The organism is Caproiciproducens puteiluti, from assembly GCF_052442865.1.
In the GTDB taxonomy this organism is placed as follows: Bacteria; Bacillota; Clostridia; order Oscillospirales; family Acutalibacteraceae; genus Caproiciproducens.
In genome coordinates, this window is sequence record NZ_CP194790.1 from 1,737,127 (window position 1) to 1,750,580 (window position 13,454).

A 13,454-nucleotide genomic window follows, 5' to 3' on the forward strand; every position below is an offset into this window, starting at 1 on the left:
TTCCAAATAAAAACCGCATACTGGATGCTTATTTTTTGCTACGGCCGAAGTGCGGCGGTAGGAGGTTTATGATGTCCATTCAAAAGCTTGAACAGCTGAATGAAATGCACATTGACGTTTTAAAAGAAATCGGCAATATCGGGGCCGGAAATGCCGCTACATCCCTGGCGAAAATGCTGGACACGGAAGTAAACATGATGACGCCGGTCGTCAAAATTCTGGATATCTCAGAAGCCGCGAATTTGCTGGGCGGCCCGGAAAACGTCGTCATCGGCATTTTGTCAAAGCTGAAGGGTGACATCGAGGGAATCATGATGTTCATCATTGAGCAGGATTTCGGAAAGTCCATCCTGACTTCCCTGCTGGGCGTTCAGGAGGTCAGCTGTGACCGGCTATCCGATATGGAGCTTTCCGCCATTTCTGAGATTGGAAATATCATGATCGCGGCGTATACGGGTTCTATCGGAACGCTTTCGGAGATGAACCTGAAAACCACTGTGCCCGCGATCACTGTGGATATGGTCGGCGCTATCCTCAGCGTACCGGCCATAGAAATGGGTTCCGTTTCAGATAAAATTATCTTTATTGAAGATGACTTCTTAAGCGGCAACGACAATGTTACGGCAAACATGCTGCTGGTGCCTTCTATCGAGTCCCTGAATAGATTAATGGAGAAGTTAGGTATTCAACTATGAGTGAAACGTTTACGATCGGGATATCGGATATGAAGGTTGCCAAAAGTATGGACTCGCTTGTGACTTACGCGCTTGGTTCCTGTGTAGGAATCTGTTTATATGATCCGGTGATGAAAGTAGGGGGGTTGGGGCATATCATGCTTCCAACCTACCCGGTTAACAATCCCAAAGAAAATCGCTTCCGCTTTGCGGACACCTGTATTCCGGAAATGCTCCTTCAAATGGAAAAGCTGGGCTGCAACCGCCGGCGGATAACGGCTAAGATTGCCGGGGGAGCAAAGATGTTTGAGGTTGCGGATGATTCCAGTTTCGGCAATATTGGCCAGCGCAATATTTCGGAGGTCAAAAATACCCTGAGTAAGCTGCAAATCAGGATTTGTGCGGAAGATACGGGACTGAACTACGGAAGGACAGTCTATTTTTATACAGAGGACGGCAGAATGGTGGTCAAATCCTTCTCCAATGGGATCAAGACATATTAATGCGAAGGAACATCATGGACAAAAGAACAAAGGTTTTCTTCCAGGCGGATTGAAAGAAAACCTTTGTTTTTTTAATATTTATTTGATGTTTTGAAATATGCCGTCCTGTCCTTCACTTCGGCGGCCCTGATTGATTTTTTCTCTAAGTTCGTCACACTGCTTCCGGAGTTTATCGCGGGCGGACTGATCCAGCACGGCCGCTTTCTGCAGGATGAAATGATACTTTTTGGAGAGCTCCAGGATATGCCGTTCCTCTTCGTTGCCGCAGTCCGCTTGCGTTATGTTCCCGTTCAGGAGCTTTGTCATGCGTTCCCGCTGCTCCGGCGGGAGTTCTGCGGTCAGCCGGTCAATCAGGTCGTTGCACTTATTGATCCGTTCAATAAACACGCCGCGCTGTTCCAAAAGACCGTCCAGCTGAATATCGTCCTGCATGCAGCGCAGTTCAATTTGTTTCGTCAGGTCCCAGACTTGAGTCAGTAAGATCACTTTTTGGTCAAGGCAGGCAATGATATTTTCTGTTGACATAAGTCCTCCGCAGGGCAAGGGTGTCAAACCCCGCTGTTTTTATTGATATGGCTCAGTTTTTCCGCTTCTTCCCACGTATCCCTCATTTGTTCCACCAGCGGTACCAATTCATCCAGCACAGCGGCGTCGCGCCTGACTTCCGCTTTGATGATCTCCTGATTGAAGAAATAGTACAGATCATATAAATCATGGCTGATTTCATAATTCCAGTCCAATACGGAAGAGAGGTAGCTGAAAATATTCTTGCTTTTTCCGGTACACTTTTCAGCCGTGGCGTAGTTCTTGTCCTTCAGCATCATCGAACCGTAATGGAGGTTCTTTAACGCTTCGTTCAGCAAAGTAACCAGCTGTTCTCCCTTGGACATGGTGTTGATGGATTGCTCCTTGTACTGCATAATGGGATTGCTCTGCATGATTTTCATCCTCCTGCGGGTTTGATTCTATCGAGGCTGTCAGCTTGAGGTACTGGTCTGGAACAAAGATGCTTGGGAATTCATGTTGCTCAGATACTGTTCCAGACGGGTAAATTTCGCGTAATATTGCTCCTGCTGCGTTGCGAGAAGCGTTTTCAGCTCCTTGATTTTCGTGTTATAATCGGTTACCTCTTTTGTCAGGGTGCTGTTGTCTACCTTTGTACTGTTGTCCACACCGGCTTTTGCAATTAAGATGCCGTCGCCGCCGGTGGTTTTGATGTTTTTGTCGATGACGCTCTGCATCCGGGCCGCAATGCCGTCTTCGCTGGTAAACAGGGAGGCTACTTTGTCCGGATTGTTGTTTAAAGCGTTCTTCAAAGTGTCTTCATCGATTGTCAGCTGGCCGTTGGCGGAATAATCGTTGGCCTTGGTCGCGATACCGATTTCATAAAGAGCCGCTTTCATCGACGCGACCTGATCCGTCATGGAGCTGCGCAAATCGGTGCTGAGGTTGCTCAAAATGGAATCGCCGTTTAAGATTCCTTTTTTCGCCTTTGCTTCCCAGTTCTTGATTTCATCCTCGCTCATGTCCGCCTTCTGCGCGTCCGTCAGAGGATTATAGGTTTCGTCCGTATCCTTGCGCTCGCTGACCTTATCGTTACACAGCTTGATAATCGCATTGTAATCTTCTACAAAGCTTTTGATCTTGTCGTACAGATCATCCGTCTGGTTGTTGACGGAAAAAGTAATGGGTTTTTCTGCGGAAACGGTGGTGTCCGTTTTTGCCAGCAATTCAAAGTCGACGCCGTCCAGTGTGAACTTGTTTTCCGTTCTTGTGATTTCAATCGCGTTTGCCGGGTTGCCGTCAAAGCTGATCGTCATTTTGGCATCCTGTGGTTTTTGCAGAGTGTATTCACTGGTATTTTCAACGTAGTTTCCATTTTCGTCTTTTGTCGGCACAGTCCCGAAAAGCACAGTGGCAAGGTTGCCGTCTCCGACATTTGCAATGTCCACGCGGCTGCCGCTGCCGCCGTTCTTGGCGGCTACGCTGAACGTATCGTTGACACTGGAGTAAGTGATGGTTACGTTGGCCTGCGCGTCGTTATTGATGGTTTTCATAATCGTGTCAATGGTATCAGTGCTTTTAAAGGTGAATGTCTTATCGTTGATGGTAATACCGTAAGTACCGTCTGAAGATGCTTTCAAAGGAGTTTCAGCGTTCAGATTTTCCTGTACGTCTTCCAGGTCCTTGTTGGTGTTGAGACGGTTCGTTTCACCCGCGTAAATCCCCAGCGCTCCGGTTTTTCCCAAAACGCCGGACACGTCGCTCGATTCAATCGCAATCACAGAGGTACCGCTTGCCGCTTTAAAATTCAGGCTTTTTGTGGTGTCGTCATAAGAAACCTGAAATTTGTTGTTTCCGTCGGCATCTTTGCCATAGGAGGTCGTCAGGCTCTTTTGAATATAGGTGGCTAAATCGGCAGGCGTGGAATACTGACTCTTTTCGCTTTCCTTGAAAGTGATGTATTTGTCGACGCCGTCCAGACTGACCGTCAGGGTGGAACCGGAAAGGGAATCGCCCAGATAGCTGCTTACCAGCTTTTCACGGTTGTAGGTACCGGAGGCGGCGATGGAACCGTCCTCCTGCTTCAGGCCAAGGCCCTGCAACAGGTTCTGACTTCCGCCTGTGATGATTAAATCCCCGGCTGAACTGCTGAAAGAAACGACCCCGTCAGTAATGTCCACGCTCAGCTTATCCTTTAAAGCGGAGTTGGAGCGGATCGCTTCCTCCAGAATGGCTTTCACAGACATGGTGCCGAGCGAATCGTCCGACGAGATGGACGTGTTGGAGGGGATACTGAGCGTATAGGTATTCTCCCCGATTTTGATATCCAGCGTGGAGCCTGCAGCCAGCGTGCTTTTAAAGAAGCTGTCCGTATCGGTATCGCCGCCCTCTATCGCGGTGCTGCCGGAGGTATCCTTCGATAAGCCAAGGCCTTTTAAAAGGCCGTCGCTTCCGCTTGTTATTTTAATATCCGCACTGGAAGAGCCTGTCTTCGTCAGGGTGACTTTTCCGTCTTCGTTAACGGTAAATTTTACGTTACCGGCAAGCTTGTCGGTTTTGGCGATCTTTGCGTTCAGAGCATCCGTAACCTTGCTGAGAGCGGCGCTATCGCCGCTTGTCAGCGTAAAATCACTGTCAAGGGCAAGCTGATAATCCTTACCGTCATAATTGACCGTAATGGAGGAGCCCGCAACCGTGCTCGGCCGCCAGACCTCGTTTACGGCGCCGGAAATCGTCTGATCCGACACCTTGTGTTTCGAAGCAAAACCGGCCTGCTGTGCGAGCTGTGTAATGCCGGTCACGACCATATTTTTAGCGGTGCTTGCGCTTCCGCTCACATTTAAAAAGGAAGAGGTGTTCTTGATGGATGTTGAATTGAAAAAGGCCGAGTTCAGAATGCTGGAGCTGCTGGTGGCCGAAGAAAAATATTTCGATTGGAATTCCTGCAGAGCTGTGGTGACTTCCCTATAGGACTGCTGTCTCCAAAGGGCAATCTGTTTTAATTGTCCCTGCTTGTCTATTTTACTCTGCGTTCCCGACGTCAGCTGTTTGACCAGCGTGTCCGTATCCAGCCCGGATACCAAACCGCTCATACGCTTGGACGAAGTTGCCGTTGCATTCAGTGAAGATGCAAGACTCGATGACGCTGTACTGATCATAAATTTACCTCCTGACAGAAAATGCCTTCTACATCAACCTCTTTGTCTTATATATCGTATGAAAAGCCTAAAAAATTAGCAAAAGCATAAAAGATCATAAAATTATCTTTAAAGAAGCACTTTCTTTTGACGATATATATTGTAATATGGTATGATATGGATGCATAGGTACAATTGATCCGAATTTGAAGATATAAAGGGGATGGTATAGAATATGACTTTTGTTCCGATTGACAAATTGAAGGCGGGAATGATCCTGGACAGAGATATTTATCTGTTTAACAGCATCACTTCAAAAATCATTATGTTGCGATGCGGGCAGATGTTAACACAGGCATATATTGAAAAACTGCATGAATTCGATATTCTTGGCGCTTATATTCATACCGATCAGGAGAAAGAACGAACGATCACCACGGCGCAGCCACATGCCAGGCAGCCGGTCAAAAGGGAACTGCGGCAGGAAGCCCTCAGCAATATCCATCAGGTATACGACATGTTCAACCAGGTAGCACAGAAAATTAACGTCAGCAGCATCAACCAGACGATGAATATTTCTAAAAAGCTTGTCAACTCATTAAGATGTAACGTAGAGGCTAAAATCAGTATTGCAAACCTGAAGATGTATGACGATTATACATATAACCATTCTTTGGGAGTCTCCATTCTTTCCATTGCCATTGGACTGGAGCTGGGACTGAAAACACAGGATCTGTATGACCTTGGTCTGTGCGCCCTGCTTCACGATATCGGAAAAATGGCGGTACCTATTTCCATTATTGCAAAGCCCTCCAAGCTGACGGCGGAGGAATTCAATATTGTCAAGCAGCACCCCGCCAAGGGGGCGGAATTCTTTTTAAAGCACCATCTGGCCAACAATGTCATCTGTGCCGGTGTGCTTACGCATCATGAAAAATATGACGGGACCGGTTATCCCAACGGCCTTTCCGGCGACGATATTCCTTTGTTCGGAAGGATTATCTCCGTGGCCGATGTTTATGATGCTTTAACCTCGTTCAGACCATACAGAAAGCCGTCGACCCCGGCGGAAGCGATTGAATATATCATGGGTTCCAGCGGCATCGCGTTCGACCTTGCCATTGTACGGGCGTTTCTGAACAAGGTCGCCCCTTATCCGATTGGCTCTTGCGTCAAGCTGAGCAACGGAGAGCTCGCAATTATTGTCAAACAAAACGATTATAATCCGTCCAGGCCGGTGATCCGCCTTTTCAATAAGCCGGATGTCCTGATGGATTTATGCATGCAGCGCGACGTACAGAATATTGTTGTTGAAAATATCTGTGATGTAAAAACGGCGGAAAATTATTGAACAAAAAGCAGAGAGGGCATCAGACCATGGTCTGATGCCCTCTCTGTATCAGGAAAGCGGAATCGCTTAGTATTTCGGGAATGAAAAATCCTGTCCGACGGCCATATCCAGCACAGGCTGTGTATCGGCGGATTCCGGAATGTCGCCGTCCGCATCGGCTTTGACGTGGAACTGGCCGACCAGCTTTTTCAGATTGCGTGCATGGCCGGACATTTCTTCGCTTGCGGCAGCACTCTGTTCGGCGGTGGCGGAATTGGTCTGGACCACGGCGGAAATCTGATCCACACCCAGAGTGACCTGGCTGATCGCGGTCGCCTGTGCGTTGGAAGCCTCTGAAATGCTGGTGATCAGATTGGTGGATTTCAGGGTCGCCTGAATAACATCGTTCAGGGTGGCCGCAGTGGCGTCCGTAATTTTCTTGCCTTTTTCGACTGCCAAAAGCGAATTTTCAATCAGGGCGGTGGTGTCTTTGGCCGCGTCCGCGCTCTTGCTCGCAAGATTGCGGACTTCGTCCGCGACAACGGCGAAGCCTTTGCCGGCCGCGCCTGCGCGGGCTGCTTCCACGGCGGCGTTCAAAGCGAGGATATTGGTCTGGCGCGCAATATCGTCGATGGTTTTGATGATATTGCTGATCTTGGTGGACGACTCGCTGATCTCGCTCATCGCCTGCAGCATCTGGTTCATTTCGTGGGAAACACCCTGGATTTTATTTTCAGCTTCGGTAGAAGCCCTGTTCGCTTCCGCCGCGTTGGCGGCATTCTGCTTTACCTGCTCTGAAATTTCGGTGATGGAGGCCGACAGTTCCTGAATGGAACTGGCCTGTTCGGTAGCGCCCTGCGCCAAAGCCTGAGCCGCGCTTGCAACCTGTACGGAGCCGCTCGTGACCTGATCGGCGGAACGGTCGATTTGAACCATGTAGGTGTTCAGTTTGGAGGAAATATTTTCAAGCGCTGTCCTGATTTTTAAGAAATCGCCCTGAAAATCACGGGAAATTTGGATGTCAAAATTGCCGTTTGCCATTTCGCCTAAAGCTTCCGTGATTTCATTGATGTTTTGTTTCAGCTCCGAGACGGTATCGGAAAATGCTATTGCAAGTTTGCCGGTTTCATTTTTTGACTGGTACTGGATGTCCACATTCAGATTTCCCTGGGCCATCTGTTCGGCGGCCTGTGTCAGCTCCGCAAGCGGGCGGCGGATTCTGGCCGAGGTAAGCTTGGCAACAAGGATTGATGTAAAGCAGGCTGCCACAATCAATACAATGGCCAATGGGAAAAGGGCGCTGGATTTCAGGTACAGATAAACTGCGGCCCCGCTACAGACGATGGACAGCACCGTCACCGCGACAAATGAAAACATCAGTTTCCTAGAGATTTTTATATTATCCAATCGCATTTTTATAGTTCCCCTCTATGTATTTATTCTGCTTCTGTTTTTGCAGCGTTACTGACAATTTCAATTTCTTCTTCGTTCAGTATTTTGCTGGTGTCCAGCAGCATGACGACTTTGTTGTCCACCTTCCCGATACCGGTCAGGTATGCCGTGGTACGATCCTTGGACATCCTTGGGGCGGGCGAAATATTCTCGTCGCCGATGGTTGTAACCTCATCGACGGAATCCACGATGAACCCTATGTGGGTCTCTTCAATTTTCGTTACGATAATACAGGTGTGCTCGTCGTATTCCACTTCTTCTTTCTTAAATCTCAGGCGCACGTCTATCACAGGGATGATATCGCCGCGGAGATTGATGACTCCCTTGGCGTAGCTGGGGGAGTCAGGGATGGGTGTGATTTCCTGTTTGCCAATGATCTGGACCACGTCCGCGATCGGAACGCCGAACAGCTGGTGATCGGTCCAGAAGGTCAGGTACTTGCCCTTCATCTCATTGGTTTCGATTTCCTCATCCGATAATGCCAGATTTTTTTCATTCTCCATTTTTTACCACCCTATCATCAATATAAAAATATGAGTATCTTATTTCGACTCGCCTTTTTCTTCGCGTGAGTTTTTGATTTGTTCCCTCTGCATTTCAAAAATAAACTTGCACAAAAGGTCAAACTGGCGGGTTGAATTATCCAGAAAAGAACAGCCGTACCCGTTCAGCGCATAATTCACGGGCTCGGTTCGCTGAACCTGACAGCAGAATGTGACCTCCATATCATACAGATCCAGCGTCATGATAAAAGACTGGCCAATATCAAGATATTCCCTTGTTGTGATAAATACGCCGCTCAGACTCAGATCCGTCACGGTTACGCCGAACAGCTTCGTTTCCTCCTCTTCAGGCGAGGAATCCTCCTGAAGCAGGAAAGCCCGCGTCGGAATGCTGACTTTCAGGCGGAAAAAGCTTCTTCGTTCAAATTCGGCAAGGCTTTGCAGGTCCGTAATCGTCATCATTTCCGAGGTGGAGAGAAAAACCTTCCCAATCAGTACTTTGAAGCCCAGAGATTCATTGTAAATATTGATTTTCACAGGCATATTGCAGTGCAGGGTCGGCAAAATGTCAAAGCTGTTCTGAATTTTAACGGAGTCCTTACGGATTTCGCTGAGGATTCCGGTAGCGAGCAGTTCGTTGGTAAGAGTCTTGATTTCACAGGGCGAGTGCTGATATTGTTCAGAAAGCGGATACATGGAAAGGACCTCCAAAACAAAACATATTCGGTAAAATTACTTAACGGGGAGCTGGATTTCCTCGCCGTCTGAAAGAATTTTTTCAATATCCAGAAGCATTACCGCGTTTTCGTTCAGGGTAGCAATTCCCTTTACATAATGGTTTGCCGTGTCCCTTGCGAATCGGGGGGTCTCGCTGATCTGGTTCTTGGAAACGTTTGTGACGTCGTTTACGCTGTCAACGATGAATCCGACGCTCAGCTCGCCGGTCTCAGCCACGATGATGCTGGTGTGGTCGTCATACTCCTTCGGAGTCTTGTTGAACTTCAGCCTGATATCCACCAGCGGAACAATTTTCCCCCTCAGATTAATAACGCCGATGATAAAAGGCGGCAAATTGGGGATGAAGGTGACGGGCTGCATCCGGATGATCTCGACCACCTGACTGCTCGGAATTGCGAACAGCTGTCCTTCAATAAAGAAGGTAAGATATTTTTCCGTCGTCATATTCTCATTGGCCGAGGTCGTAATTCTATTTTTTACTGCTGTTTCTGCCATATTGTTTCACCTTTTCTACCGCTGCCGTTTCGGTAAGAGTTTTTGTGCTGCCAATCCCGGCATTATTTTGGCAGCACTCTAATCAGGTCACATAAAAAATCCTATAAATATATATCGGCTTAATTTTAAAATAATTAGTATTACAGCTCGGAAAATATCTGTTTTTCCGTACTTTTTTCCGGAGCGGGTACGGGGCTGTTCTGCGAAGAAGCCGTCCCTTTCCCCGAGGCGTCGAAGGAGTAGTTTAAAAAGTACAGATAAATGTCGACGATGGCCTGATAGAGTTCGGGGGGGACTTCCGTTCCCGCTTCCAGCTGGGAAAGGAGGGAAGCGAGGGAGTCGTCGTGGTAAACCGGCACGCCGTTCTCCTGCGCAATGTCTATGATTTTCTGCGCCGCATAGCCGGAACCGGAAGCGACGACAACCGGTGCGCTGTGCGGGGAATCCTGGGAATACCGCAGGGCGGCGGCGTGATTCGTCCGGTCATACTGTGACATCGATGACATTCTTCCTTTCGTAGATTCTTTTTAAAACCCGCTTTTCTATGCTTGGGCTGCCTTCCTGCAGAAACTCAACGCTCTGTGCGGACAGGCCGTTTTTAGAAAATATTTCGGAAATCCGGCTGCCGATTTCCCGGCTGTTTTTCATTAAAGCGGGCGGGCAGCGCATCTGGATGTCGGCCTTTCCGTTGGAAAGGACAATGGAAGCTTCAAAATTTCCCAGAGCCTTGATGTCGAACGACAGATAGAGCCGGACCGGCTTCGGTTCCCCGCGGCCTCTTTTTGAAGATTTTCCGCTGTCGTCGTCTTTTTCGATCCAGATTTCTGAAAACAGGAACTGACCGTTGTAATTCAGCGGCAGCAGAAGATGGGTGAAGGGCATATAAACGCTGTTGTCCAGCAGAAGAGACAGAACCGTGTCCTTGTATACCGACTGGCTTGCGCCGGAAGGGCCTTGGCGCAGATTTTCGGAAAGGACCTTCATCAGGGAATCGTACAGCTGGTTTTCCGGCTTCTGGGCGGCGTTGGTGACGCTCTTCAGAAACATAGCCCGGATTTGGCTCATTTTGTCATCGGGCAGATTGAGCTCGTATTTGCAGTAGTCGAGCAGTGCCGTAAGCTTCTCCACGACTTCCTGATGGGAGCTGGTATTCAGGCGGGCGGTATGATGGACCAGAAGGGTAATGGTGTCCCTTGCCGCGCCGAAATCGTTGGTGGAAGCGACATATTTGCTTAAAAGGGGAAGAACTTTCTCCTTCAGCAGGCTGAGGTTCCTATCCAGGCTGTTGACAGGCTGCTCGGTCATTAACTGATCTGCCAGCTCCCGCAGCTGTTTGCCGTAGGCGCCGGGAATCTGACGGGCGAGGGTGTCAAGGCTCTGGGTGATCGCCGATGTGGTTTCCGAGATTGAAAAATACCCGTCGAACGCCTTCAGAAAATCGGCCAGAGGCTTTTCCAGGCCGCTTTCCGTATATTCGTTCATCAGGTTTCGGAGAACGTCGAATACGGGACCGGAAAATTTCGTATGATTGCTTCCCTGAAACATGAGGTTCTTCAACATGTCGTCCGGCTGCATTTTCATTGCGGCGGAGAGCTGTTTCATCAGCAGGGAAACCGGCCTGTTGTCATGGACGTTTTCCGAGCGGCTGAAGGTTTCAAATACGATTTTCTGCAAAGTCTGTGAAAGCGCGGGCGTTTCGCCCAACTGCTGCAGAAATTTACTGAAAACGGAATTCCGGTTCAGCAGCAGATCAAAGTTGCTGTTCTGGTTGCCCTGTTTGTCGGTATTTGGCTGAAGCACCTTCGTAGGGTCGATGGGCACCATGGATTCCGGCTGTTTTGTGGATGAAATTTTCGGGAGGCTTTCATTTGTGGTAACGGGTGTGGTAATTCTTAGGTTATCGGGCATAAAATCACCTCGAAAATATAAATTGGCGTTAATTTTATAAAATTTGTTACGATATATATATTACAAAGTATTATTAGGCGGTGAAAATTAATGGACAACAATATGGAATCCATGCTGGAAGTATATTTATTTGAAGCAAACGACCTGCTTGAGCACCTTGATGAAATTCTGATTAACTGCGAGAAGGCGAATGCTTTCGATACCGACAGCATCAATGAGATTTTCAGGATCATGCATACAATTAAAGGCTCTTCCGCAATGATGCAGTTCAACAGTCTGATGACGATTTCGCACAAGGCGGAAGATTTGTTTTACTATGTACGCGAAAACGGCATTGACGAAAAGCACAACGCGGAGCTTTTCGAGCTGATGTTCCGTTCCAGCGACTTTATCAAGGACGAAATATCCAAGATGGAAAACAATGAGCCGCTCACAACAGATATCGGCACTTTTGAGCAGGAAATTAACGATTTTCTTAAAAAGATTTCTCAAAAAGAACCCGAACAGGCCAAAATCCAGCCTCAGGTTCCGGCCCCCGCACCGGTTCCCGAACAGCCTGCGGTTTTGTCCAAAGCCATCCCCGCAGAAGAAGCTTCCAAACAGATTCAGGCATCTGCCGCTCCCGCCCAGGCAGACCCTGATTATCCCTATTCCGTCAGAGTGTTTTTCGATGAAGAAACAGAGATGGAAAACCTTCGCGCAATCATTCTGGTGAATGCAATCAGGGATATTTATCAAGATATCCGGTATTTTCCGCAGGATATTGACAGGAATCCCGCCAGCGCCGAAGAAATCATCAGGAACGGCTTTTTAATTTCCTTTAAAGAGCAGCAGGGCCTGACAAGCGTGCTGAAAATTATAGAAAATTTTGTCTATACCAAAAATTATACCGTTTTGAATAAACCGGAAGATGCGTCAAAAGCAGAATCTGCTGAAAAAACCGCTTCGGGGAACAGCGCGGCCGGTCAGGAAACCCAGGGAACCAATCATGGCTCCGTTAAGCAGAATTTGATCAACGTCAATCTTTCCAAGCTGGACAGCCTGATGGATCTGATGGGGGAAATCGTTATTACCGAGTCCATGGTGACAACGACTCCTTCCGCCCAGAGCGGCGCGGGTGTAGACAATAACTTTAACAAGGCGTCCCGCCAGCTGCGCAAGCTGACGGACGAGCTTCAAGAAGTCGTAATGTCTATCCGGATGGTGCCGATTTCCGGCGTATTCCAGAAAATGAACCGTATCGTGCGCGATATGAGCAAAAAACTGGACAAGGATGTCCAGCTGGTCATGATCGGCGAGGATACCGAAGTGGACAAAACCATCATTGACAATATCGGCGATCCGATCATGCATCTGGTCCGTAACGCCATGGACCATGGGATCGAGACAAAGGAAGAACGTGCGCAGACGAACAAATCGCCCAGAGGGACCGTTACGCTCTCCGCTCAGAACACGGGCGGCGAGATCCTGATTTCGGTGCAGGATGACGGAAAGGGCATCGACAAGAAATACGTTCTGCAGAAAGCGAAAAGACAGGGACTTCTGAAAAAGCCGGAAAAAGAATATTCCACCCGGGAAATCTACAGCTTTCTGCTCATGCCCGGATTTTCCACCAACGACGTCGTGACGGAATATTCCGGCAGGGGCGTGGGAATGGACGTTGTAAAAAAGAATGTGGAGAAGGTCGGCGGAGACGTTTCCCTGATCAGCGAGGTCGGGAAGGGGACCAAAATTCTCTTTAAAATCCCGCTTACGCTGGCCATTGTGAACGGCATGAAAATCTCTGTCGGCGAGACGGTGTTCACGATTCCGATCAACAATATCCGCCAATCGTTCAAGGTGGACCAGTCCAGCCTCCACTATGACACCGATATGAACGAGATCATCATGGTCCGCAACCAGTATTATCCGGTCCTGAGGCTGCACAAGCTTTTCGGGATTGAGAGCGAAATCACCGATATCGACAGCGGCATCGTTATTCTTGTGGAGACGCACGAAAAGGCGTACTGCATTTTTGCGGACGCTCTTTTGGGCGAACAGCAGGTGGTCGTCAAATCCCTGCCGATTTACCTTAACCAGTACAATGTAAAAGAAACCGGCATCACCGGATGCGCCATTCTGGGGGACGGCAGCATCAGCCTGATTCTGGATATCCTCAATCTTTACAACAATAACTGATGTTTCAGGGGAGATATGAAATTCGCGGAGGA

Annotated in this window: 13 protein-coding genes; 4 read left to right on the forward strand and 9 right to left on the reverse strand. The window is 48.5% G+C overall.

Annotation, left to right across the window (positions count from 1 at the left end; translation table 11 throughout):
• Positions 1-71 precede the first annotated feature (71 nt).
• The gene (locus ACRQU7_RS08365) at positions 72-695 is read left to right on the forward strand and encodes a chemotaxis protein CheC (RefSeq protein WP_444645161.1); all 624 of its coding nucleotides are present in this window, start codon (positions 72-74) and stop codon (positions 693-695) included.
• The gene (locus ACRQU7_RS08370) at positions 692-1,177 is read left to right on the forward strand and encodes a chemotaxis protein CheD (protein ID WP_141825058.1); all 486 of its coding nucleotides are present in this window, start codon (positions 692-694) and stop codon (positions 1,175-1,177) included. The genes ACRQU7_RS08365 and ACRQU7_RS08370 overlap by 4 nt, the downstream gene beginning before the upstream one ends.
• Positions 1,178-1,255: 78 nt before the next feature.
• Here ACRQU7_RS08370 and ACRQU7_RS08375 read toward each other — a convergent pair whose 3' ends face one another.
• The 3 genes from ACRQU7_RS08375 to fliD are packed head-to-tail and all read right to left on the reverse strand — an operon-like array spanning position 1,256 to position 4,839.
• Entirely contained in the window at positions 1,256-1,702 is a 447-nt protein-coding gene (locus ACRQU7_RS08375; protein ID WP_444645163.1) for a hypothetical protein, read from the reverse strand.
• A gap of 23 nt (positions 1,703-1,725) precedes the next feature.
• Positions 1,726-2,115, reverse strand: coding sequence for a flagellar export chaperone FliS (locus tag ACRQU7_RS08380; RefSeq protein ID WP_038323839.1), 390 nt, complete (start codon positions 2,113-2,115; stop codon positions 1,726-1,728).
• A gap of 39 nt (positions 2,116-2,154) precedes the next feature.
• On the reverse strand, positions 2,155-4,839 hold the full coding sequence (gene fliD / locus ACRQU7_RS08385) for a flagellar filament capping protein FliD (RefSeq protein WP_444645166.1): 2,685 nt from the start codon (positions 4,837-4,839) through the stop codon (positions 2,155-2,157).
• A 214-nt stretch (positions 4,840-5,053) separates the two neighbouring features.
• On the opposite strand from fliD, the gene ACRQU7_RS08390 reads away from it, so the two are divergent.
• Positions 5,054-6,169, forward strand: a complete 1,116-nt coding sequence (locus tag ACRQU7_RS08390; RefSeq protein ID WP_038323842.1) for an HD-GYP domain-containing protein — start codon at positions 5,054-5,056, stop codon at positions 6,167-6,169.
• 66 nt (positions 6,170-6,235) lie between these two features.
• On the opposite strand, the gene ACRQU7_RS08395 is transcribed toward ACRQU7_RS08390, so the two are convergent.
• From ACRQU7_RS08395 to ACRQU7_RS08420, 6 genes are all read right to left on the reverse strand, one after another.
• Positions 6,236-7,525, reverse strand: a complete 1,290-nt coding sequence (locus ACRQU7_RS08395; protein WP_444645168.1) for a methyl-accepting chemotaxis protein — start codon at positions 7,523-7,525, stop codon at positions 6,236-6,238.
• Positions 7,526-7,584: 59 nt separating this feature from the next.
• Positions 7,585-8,103 (reverse strand): chemotaxis protein CheW, encoded by a 519-nt coding sequence (locus ACRQU7_RS08400; protein WP_141825062.1) that lies wholly within the window; start codon positions 8,101-8,103, stop codon positions 7,585-7,587.
• A 39-nt stretch (positions 8,104-8,142) separates the two neighbouring features.
• Complete coding sequence (locus ACRQU7_RS08405; RefSeq protein ID WP_141825063.1) at positions 8,143-8,799, reverse strand: PilZ domain-containing protein; 657 nt, start codon at positions 8,797-8,799, stop codon at positions 8,143-8,145.
• A gap of 36 nt (positions 8,800-8,835) precedes the next feature.
• Positions 8,836-9,336, reverse strand: coding sequence for a chemotaxis protein CheW (locus ACRQU7_RS08410; RefSeq protein ID WP_042081760.1), 501 nt, complete (start codon positions 9,334-9,336; stop codon positions 8,836-8,838).
• A gap of 140 nt (positions 9,337-9,476) precedes the next feature.
• Positions 9,477-9,833, reverse strand: a complete 357-nt coding sequence (locus ACRQU7_RS08415; RefSeq protein ID WP_038323845.1) for an EscU/YscU/HrcU family type III secretion system export apparatus switch protein — start codon at positions 9,831-9,833, stop codon at positions 9,477-9,479.
• On the reverse strand, positions 9,820-11,244 hold the full coding sequence (locus tag ACRQU7_RS08420; RefSeq protein WP_444645172.1) for a hypothetical protein: 1,425 nt from the start codon (positions 11,242-11,244) through the stop codon (positions 9,820-9,822). The genes ACRQU7_RS08415 and ACRQU7_RS08420 overlap by 14 nt, the downstream gene beginning before the upstream one ends.
• 90 nt (positions 11,245-11,334) lie before the next feature.
• Here ACRQU7_RS08420 and ACRQU7_RS08425 point away from each other — a divergent pair, with 90 nt between their 5' ends.
• Positions 11,335-13,422 carry a chemotaxis protein CheW gene (locus ACRQU7_RS08425; protein ID WP_444645174.1) on the forward strand — a complete coding sequence of 696 codons (2,088 nt, stop codon included), beginning with the start codon at positions 11,335-11,337 and terminating at the stop codon, positions 13,420-13,422.
• Positions 13,423-13,454: the final 32 nt, after the last annotated feature.

Bases quoted from the DNA above. Each gene is read 5' to 3' on its own strand.
- ACRQU7_RS08365 (WP_444645161.1), top strand. From the start codon at position 72: ATGTCCATTCAAAAGCTTGAACAGCTGAATGAAATGCACATTGACGTT.
- ACRQU7_RS08370 (WP_141825058.1), top strand. From the start codon at position 692: ATGAGTGAAACGTTTACGATCGGGATATCGGATATGAAGGTTGCCAAA.
- ACRQU7_RS08375 (WP_444645163.1), bottom strand. From the start codon at position 1,702: ATGTCAACAGAAAATATCATTGCCTGCCTTGACCAAAAAGTGATCTTA.
- ACRQU7_RS08380 (WP_038323839.1), bottom strand. From the start codon at position 2,115: ATGCAGAGCAATCCCATTATGCAGTACAAGGAGCAATCCATCAACACC.
- fliD (WP_444645166.1), bottom strand. From the start codon at position 4,839: ATGATCAGTACAGCGTCATCGAGTCTTGCATCTTCACTGAATGCAACG.
- ACRQU7_RS08390 (WP_038323842.1), top strand. From the start codon at position 5,054: ATGACTTTTGTTCCGATTGACAAATTGAAGGCGGGAATGATCCTGGAC.
- ACRQU7_RS08395 (WP_444645168.1), bottom strand. From the start codon at position 7,525: ATGTTTTCATTTGTCGCGGTGACGGTGCTGTCCATCGTCTGTAGCGGG.
- ACRQU7_RS08400 (WP_141825062.1), bottom strand. From the start codon at position 8,103: ATGGAGAATGAAAAAAATCTGGCATTATCGGATGAGGAAATCGAAACC.
- ACRQU7_RS08405 (WP_141825063.1), bottom strand. From the start codon at position 8,799: ATGTATCCGCTTTCTGAACAATATCAGCACTCGCCCTGTGAAATCAAG.
- ACRQU7_RS08410 (WP_042081760.1), bottom strand. From the start codon at position 9,336: ATGGCAGAAACAGCAGTAAAAAATAGAATTACGACCTCGGCCAATGAG.
- ACRQU7_RS08415 (WP_038323845.1), bottom strand. From the start codon at position 9,833: ATGTCACAGTATGACCGGACGAATCACGCCGCCGCCCTGCGGTATTCC.
- ACRQU7_RS08420 (WP_444645172.1), bottom strand. From the start codon at position 11,244: ATGCCCGATAACCTAAGAATTACCACACCCGTTACCACAAATGAAAGC.
- ACRQU7_RS08425 (WP_444645174.1), top strand. From the start codon at position 11,335: ATGGACAACAATATGGAATCCATGCTGGAAGTATATTTATTTGAAGCA.